The organism is Actinomadura sp. (genome assembly GCF_044508335.1).
Lineage (GTDB): Bacteria > Actinomycetota > Actinomycetes > Streptosporangiales > Streptosporangiaceae > Spirillospora.
In genome coordinates, this window is the sequence record NZ_JBIQHY010000075.1 from 1 (window position 1) to 6,271 (window position 6,271).

The window sequence follows — 6,271 nt, forward strand, 5'->3', positions numbered from 1 at the left end:
GCAAAGAGGTCAACAACCTGCGCAACCTGTTCCCCGACCGCATCGCCCTGCGCCTCGATGAAGACGAACAGGTCGACATGGTGCTTGGCGACGGTGCCCGCGACCGTGGCGCCCTCGCTGATCAAATCTCCTCGGTTCCTGAGATCGGCGCGGGCGTCGGGTTCGTCCGCCTCGAAACTTCCCCTGACCCGGTGCGGGTCCGGGCGGCCTACGTCTGCGACGACGACATTCGCGACATGGTCGCCTACGGGGTGCCTGACCTCGACATCTGGGGGGCTGCGTGACGACATCGGCTCCTCGCATCACGCAACCCACCCTCGGCGCTCCCGAGGTCGCCCCGTCCGCTCCGGCCGAACCGGGCCCGGAACCGGTCGTCAAGACGCTGGCTCCGCTGGCGCGGGGCGTGTTGGAAGCGGTCGCGGTCGAGCACGGCGTCTGCATCCGTCCCGTGCCCATGCGGCGGGTCGACCTGAACACGGGCGCGGCGGAAATGGTCTACGTCCCGTGCGGTCACACCCTGGCCTCGGTCTGTCCCTCGTGCGCCGAACGCAAGCGCAAACTCCGCGCGGTGCAGTGCCGCCAGGGCTGGCACCTGACCGAGGAACCCGTCATCACACGCGCTGACCCGGACGAGGAGCAACGAGCGTGGATGGAACTGCGGGCGCATGCTGCGGCGGCCCGTGACCGCGCGGCAGTCGACGGGACGGCGGACGGGGAAGACACCTCGTTCTGGGACGCGGTGATACGCGATCTCGACAACGAGCTTGAACGCACCGGGGTCCGCGGCTCCCTCAGGACCGGCGATCAGACGAGGGGCCGGCGCACTCGGTCGACTCGACGGCGCCAAGATGCGCCCGACCTTCCTCGTCGTCCGGTCGACTCCCGCACGGTCGGCAAGGTGTTCCGGGGCAAGGACGGCAAAACCTTCCGGCCCTCGCTGTTCCTCACGCTCACCCTGGACTCCTACGGGCGGGTGCGCGGTGACGGTACGCCGGTCGACCCCGCGTCCTACGACTACGCGCGGGCGGCGCGGGACGCGTTGCACTTCTCCAAGCTGGTGGACCGGTTCGTGCAGAACCTGCGCCGGTTCGTCGGCTATGACGTGCAGTACTTCGCGGCCGTCGAACCTCAGCGGCGGCTCGCCCCGCATCTGCACATGGCCATACGCGGCACGGTTTCGCGGGCTGAGCTGCGGCAGGTGGTAGCGGCCACCTATCACCAAGTGTGGTGGCCTCCGACCGACCGCGTCGTCTTCGACGGCGAACACCTGCCCGTCTGGGACGACATCGCAGGCGAGAACGGTAACGGCGGCTACCTCGACCCCACCACCGGTGAAGTCCTCCCCACCTGGGACCAAGCGCTAGACGCCCTCGGCCAGGACGAGGACGCCGAACCCCTGCACGTGATCCGCTTCGGGCGACAGATCGACGCGCAAGGCGTCCTCGCCGACTCCGCCGACTCCCGGCGCTGCATCGGCTACCTGACCAAGTACCTGGTCAAAGGAGTCGCCGAATGCCACAACGCGGAGACTGCGGCGCAGCGTGAACACGTCGACCGGATGGCCGAAGCCCTGCGCTACGAACCCTGCTCGCCCACGTGCGCGAACTGGCTGCGCTACGGCGTCCAGCCCAAGAATCCCCGCAAAGGGCTCACGCCGGGCTACTGCAAGGGCAAAGCACACCGACGCGAACACCTCGGCTACGGCGGCCGCCGCGTCCTGGTCTCCCGCAAATGGTCCGGCAAGACCCTCGCCGACCACAAAGCCGACCGCAAAGCCTGGGTCCTCGCCCGCCTCGCTGAGGCCGGTGTCCCGGTGTCGAACCCGGCCGACCCGCAAGCGGTCCACGTCTGGGAGAGAGCCGGCCCCGGTGACCCCGACGTGAAACCCGCCGAACAACGGCTCCTGCTTCTGATCAACGAACGCATCCAACGGCGCCGCCAGCTCGACGCCGCGACCCACAACCCCACCCCAGAACTTTCGGCAACTGCGGAGGCAGCGTGACCAAACGACCCGGCACCCTTCCGGCTGAGCGGCTGTTGACCGTGGCTGAGGCGGCCGAGTACCTCAACACCTCGCAACGGTTCCCACGGCGATTGATCGAGGAACGGCGTATCCGGTTCGTGCGGGTCGGCCGGTTCGTGCGCATCCCCGAATCCGCGCTTCACGAGTTCATCGCGGCTGGTCTCGTCGAGCCGGTCACCCTGCGGGGCAACTACACCAGGAGGGCCGCGTAATGGCTGGCAAGCGTCGCTTCGGACGCGTCCGGAAACTGCCCTCGGGGCGGTTCCAAGCTCGCTACCTCGGGCCCGACGAGATCGATCGGCCTGCGCCGCACACGTTCCCGACCAAGCGGGACGCCGAGCGTTGGCTTGTACTCAAAGAAGCCGAGATAAAGAGCGGTGACTGGCTCTCCCCGGATGCCGGGCAAGTCTCCTTCAAGGAGTACGCCGAAGCGTGGCTCAAGGAGCGTCCGGGCCTGCGGGCAAAGACCCTCGAACGGTATGAGGGCCTCGTCCGTTTGCACCTCGCTCCGACTTTCGGCAACTCGGCGGTCTCGGACATCAAGGATGCTCACGTGCGGCGCTGGCGTAAGCATCTGCTCGACTCCGGAACCGGTGCCGTCACGGTGGCCAAGGCATATCGGCTGCTCAAGGCCATCATGAACACGGCGGTCAGCGACGGCATGATCAAGCGGAACCCCTGCACGGTCAAGGGTGGCGGGGCCGAGAACTCGCCAGAGCGGCCCGTCCTCAGCATCTCCGAAGTGTTCGCCCTGGCTGAGGCGATCGACCATCGTTACCGGGCGCTCGTCCTGCTCGCGACCTTCGCGAACCTGCGTTGGGGTGAAGCAGTGGCGCTGCGGCGGAAGGACGTCGACCTCAAGGCCGGCACCGTGCGGGTTGAGCGGACGCTGGTGGAGGTGACGGGTAAGCCGCTCCACTTCGGGCCTCCGAAGACTGAGGCTGGCGTCCGGACGCTTCCGATTCCGGCAATCGTGCTCCCTGAGCTGAAAGAGCACGTCAAGACGTTCGCCCAGGACGGCGACGAGGGGCTCGTCTTCGTCGGCGGTAAGGGTGCGCTGCTCCGGCGGGCGAACTTCCGGCGCAACTGGGTGCGGGCCTTGGAGAAGGCGGAGCTCAAGGGGGTGCGCTTCCACGACCTGCGGCACACCGGGAACACCCTCGCCGCGATCGCTGGGGCGACGCTCCCGGAACTCAAGGAACGCATGGGCCACTCCAGCGACCGCGCGGCCATGATCTACCTGCACGCGACGGACGAGCGGCACCGGGAGATCGCCGACACCTTGAGTGCCATGGCCAAGGCTGAACTCAAGGGGAAGAAGCGATCGGGCACGCAACGGGCACGAAAGCGGAAGAAGAGATCGTGAGACACAAGAGCCCAGGCCGGAACTTAGGTTCTGACCTGGGCTTTTGGGTGGGTGGAGCCTAGGGGATTCGAACCCCTGACACCCGGCTTGCAAAGCCGGTGCTCTACCAACTGAGCTAAGGCCCCGTGTGGGCGGGTCAAAGCTTACCCGTGGTCGCGGGCGGGCGCGGCATCGGCGTGGACGAGGGCCGGGAGGTCGGCGACGGTGGGGAGGATGTGGGTGGCGCCGGCGGCCAGCAGGTCGTCGCGGGAGTGGGGGCCGGTGAGGACGCCCGCGAGGACGGCGGCGCCGGCGCGGCGGCCGGATTCGATGGCGGGGGCGGTGGCGCCGCAGACGATGACGTGCCGGACGTCGTCCACACCCAGGCGCAGGGCCGCGGTGAGGACGAGGTCCGGGCACGGGCGGTCGCGGGCGGCGTCCTCCGGGCTCAGCGTCAGGTCGGCGCGGTCCCACCAGTCGAGGGCGTCGAGGACGCGGGCCTGGGTGCGGCGGCCGGAGCCGGTGAGCAGGCACACGCGGACGCCGGAGGAGCGGAGGCGCTTCAAGGTGTCGGCGGCCCCGGGCACGGCGAACAGGCCGCGCCGGTCGACGAGCTGGTCGTAGGACCGCTCGAACGCCATGTGCGCGGCCTGGGCGCGCGGCTCGTCGAAGAGCGAGCGGAAGACGGCGGCGTCCGACGCGCCGCGTGTGTCCCGGAAGCGGGCGACGGCGCGCTCGAACGCCGCCGTGCCGGAGACGATCCCCAGCGTGGCGATCGCCTCGGCGAAGGCGGTTTCGACGATGTCACCGTCCGCGACGGTGGTCCCGGCGAGATCGATGCATGCGACTGCGCCGGTCACGCCGGGGCCTGTGTCAGCTGTCGGACGACGTGGCCTCGGTCCACAGGTCCAGCTCGGCGCGGTCCTGCTGCATCCGGCGCCAGACGGCGAAGCCGCCGAGAGCGACAACGGCGAGAATGAGCAGCTTCTTCACGGTGGGACCCCTTCACCTCGACTATGAAGTCAAAACCCGGGGTGTGCCGATCAGTATCTGCTTCCCCAGGCTCTCCGCAGCCTAGCAATCGTTGCCGGGCGATCCGCACCCGCTCGCCGTTATCGGACCGCTCCGCCGGGCGGCCTCTCGCCGGGACGTCCGGCCGGCCGCATAATCCGAAGGGACGACCTTCGGGAGTGCCGATGGCAGAGGACGACTTCCGGCGCTGGGAACGCGAGTTCGAGGGGGAGCGGGGCCGGTCCCCCGGGGGCCGCGGGCTGGTGCTGGTCGCGGGGCTCACCGCCGCCGGGTGCGCCGCGCTGATCGCGATGGGGGACGTCCCGCTGGGCGCGGCCGGGCTGGTGCTGTCGTCGATCGTCCTGCTGCTGTGGCGCATCGGGATGTGATCCGCCATGATCTCGGCATGGAGCTGCGCGGAGCGAACGTCCTGGTGACCGGGGCGACCGGCGGGATCGGCCAGGCACTGGCGAAGGCGCTCGCCGGCCGCGGCGGCCGGGTCGTGCTGACCGGCCGGCGGGCGGACGTCCTGGAGCCGCTGGCCGACCGGCTCGGCGGCCGGGCCATCGTCGCGGACCTCGCCGACCGCGACGCGGCCGAGAAACTGCTGGACGAGGCCGGGCGGGTGGACGTGCTGGTCGCGAACGCGGCGCTGCCGGCGTCCGGGCTGCTCGACGAGTACTCGATCGCGCAGATCGACCGGACGCTGGACGTGAACCTGCGCGCGCCGATCGTGATGGCGAAGCTCGCCGCCGCGCAGATGGCCGATCGTGGCCGCGGGCATCTGGTGTTCGTGTCGTCGCTGTCCGGGAAGGCCGCGTCCGGCCACGCGTCGCTGTACAACGCGACGAAGTTCGGTATGCGGGGTTTCGCCCTGGGGCTGCGGGAGGACCTGCGCCCGCGCGGCGTCGGCGTGTCGACCGTTTTCCCGGGGTTCATCCGGGATGCGGGGATGTTCGCGGACGCCGGGGTGACCCTGCCGAAGGGGATCGGGACGCGGACGCCGCAGGACGTGGCCCGCGCGACCGTCCGGGCCATCGAGCGGAACATCGCGGAGATCGACGTCGCGCCGCTGGGGCTGCGGCTCGGCGCCCGGATCAGCGGGATCGCGCCGACTCTGTCGGCGGCGGTGCAGCGGCGCGCGGGCGGGCAGCGCATCGCGGAGGGCCTCGCGGACGGGCAGCGCGACAAGCGGTAGCGCCGCACCTGGCGACAAACGCCGATGCTCCGGCGATAATCCGGGCGTGCCCGCTTGATCAGCGGGACGAGCCAGGCGCTGCGCCCGGGCCGCCCACCCCCCGCCTGCCGCGTGCGCCTCGGAGGAGGTCTGCGCATGTGGACGGCCGGGAAGATCGTGATCGGGGCGGCGGCCGCGACCGTCCTGCCGCTCTTGGCGGTTCCCGCGCGGGCGGTGGAGCCGGCGGATGCGACGGTGGTGCCGGTCCAGGTCACCGGCGACCCCGCCAAGCGCTTCAACCTCGTGGTGCTGGGGGACGGTTACACGCCGGCGGACATGCCGAAGTTCCGGACGGACCTCGCGAAGCACCTGAACGACCTGTGGACGATCGAGCCGTTCAAGTCGTATCGCACCTATATCAACGTGTATGCGGTGGAGATCCCGTCCGATGAGTCCGGGGTCAGCTGTGACCCGGCGTTGTCGTCTCCGCGACGTGCCACCCCGCTGCGCATGGCGTTCTGGAGCGGATGCAGGGACGACGGCATCCAGCGTCTTCTCCTCATGGATTCTGCGGCCGCCAAGACGTACGCGGACCTCGTCCCAGGGGCGACAGAGCAAAACCGTCAGATCCTCGCGCTCGCCAACAGCGACACCTACGGCGGTGCAGGGGGAACATACGCGACGGCCTCCGGCGGCAACGCGATGTCCGCTCTCA

8 protein-coding genes, 1 tRNA gene and 1 pseudogene are annotated in these 6,271 nt (G+C 69.9%); 7 read left to right on the forward strand and 3 right to left on the reverse strand.

The window, feature by feature from the left end:
* The 4 genes and pseudogenes from ACIWVC_RS22995 to ACIWVC_RS23010 form a co-directional block, all read left to right on the forward strand.
* Positions 1-284: pseudogene (locus tag ACIWVC_RS22995) on the forward strand (cell division protein FtsK); the annotation flags it as partial.
* A gap of 119 nt (positions 285-403) precedes the next feature.
* Positions 404-2,002, forward strand: coding sequence for a replication initiator (locus tag ACIWVC_RS23000; RefSeq protein ID WP_396454565.1), 1,599 nt, complete (start codon positions 404-406; stop codon positions 2,000-2,002).
* Positions 1,999-2,235: an excisionase family DNA-binding protein gene (locus ACIWVC_RS23005; protein WP_396454557.1), complete on the forward strand. Its 237-nt coding sequence runs from the start codon at positions 1,999-2,001 to the stop codon at positions 2,233-2,235. Before ACIWVC_RS23000 ends, ACIWVC_RS23005 begins: the two co-directional genes overlap by 4 nt.
* Positions 2,235-3,389: a tyrosine-type recombinase/integrase gene (locus ACIWVC_RS23010; RefSeq protein ID WP_396454558.1), complete on the forward strand. Its 1,155-nt coding sequence runs from the start codon at positions 2,235-2,237 to the stop codon at positions 3,387-3,389. Before ACIWVC_RS23005 ends, ACIWVC_RS23010 begins: the two co-directional genes overlap by 1 nt.
* 52 nt (positions 3,390-3,441) lie before the next feature.
* On the opposite strand, the gene ACIWVC_RS23015 is transcribed toward ACIWVC_RS23010, so the two are convergent.
* The 3 genes from ACIWVC_RS23015 to ACIWVC_RS23025 all read right to left on the reverse strand — a co-directional run bounded on the left by ACIWVC_RS23015 (position 3,442) and on the right by ACIWVC_RS23025 (position 4,361).
* A tRNA-Ala gene (locus ACIWVC_RS23015) sits at positions 3,442-3,514 on the reverse strand.
* An 18-nt stretch (positions 3,515-3,532) separates the two neighbouring features.
* On the reverse strand, positions 3,533-4,228 hold the full coding sequence (locus ACIWVC_RS23020; RefSeq protein WP_396450223.1) for an HAD family hydrolase: 696 nt from the start codon (positions 4,226-4,228) through the stop codon (positions 3,533-3,535).
* Positions 4,229-4,241: 13 nt separating this feature from the next.
* On the reverse strand, positions 4,242-4,361 hold the full coding sequence (locus ACIWVC_RS23025; RefSeq protein WP_217711122.1) for a DLW-39 family protein: 120 nt from the start codon (positions 4,359-4,361) through the stop codon (positions 4,242-4,244).
* Positions 4,362-4,564: 203 nt separating this feature from the next.
* Here ACIWVC_RS23025 and ACIWVC_RS23030 point away from each other — a divergent pair, with 203 nt between their 5' ends.
* From ACIWVC_RS23030 to ACIWVC_RS23040, 3 genes are all read left to right on the forward strand, one after another.
* Positions 4,565-4,768 carry a hypothetical protein gene (locus ACIWVC_RS23030; RefSeq protein WP_396450225.1) on the forward strand — a complete coding sequence of 68 codons (204 nt, stop codon included), beginning with the start codon at positions 4,565-4,567 and terminating at the stop codon, positions 4,766-4,768.
* 17 nt (positions 4,769-4,785) lie between these two features.
* Positions 4,786-5,577: an SDR family NAD(P)-dependent oxidoreductase gene (locus ACIWVC_RS23035; protein ID WP_396450226.1), complete on the forward strand. Its 792-nt coding sequence runs from the start codon at positions 4,786-4,788 to the stop codon at positions 5,575-5,577.
* 135 nt (positions 5,578-5,712) lie between these two features.
* Positions 5,713-6,271: M64 family metallopeptidase (locus ACIWVC_RS23040; protein ID WP_396454559.1), on the forward strand; the 559-nt coding region annotated here is incomplete at its 3' end.

Bases quoted from the DNA above. Each gene is read 5' to 3' on its own strand.
- ACIWVC_RS23035 (WP_396450226.1), top strand. From the start codon at position 4,786: ATGGAGCTGCGCGGAGCGAACGTCCTGGTGACCGGGGCGACCGGCGGG.
- ACIWVC_RS23030 (WP_396450225.1), top strand. From the start codon at position 4,565: ATGGCAGAGGACGACTTCCGGCGCTGGGAACGCGAGTTCGAGGGGGAG.
- ACIWVC_RS23010 (WP_396454558.1), top strand. From the start codon at position 2,235: ATGGCTGGCAAGCGTCGCTTCGGACGCGTCCGGAAACTGCCCTCGGGG.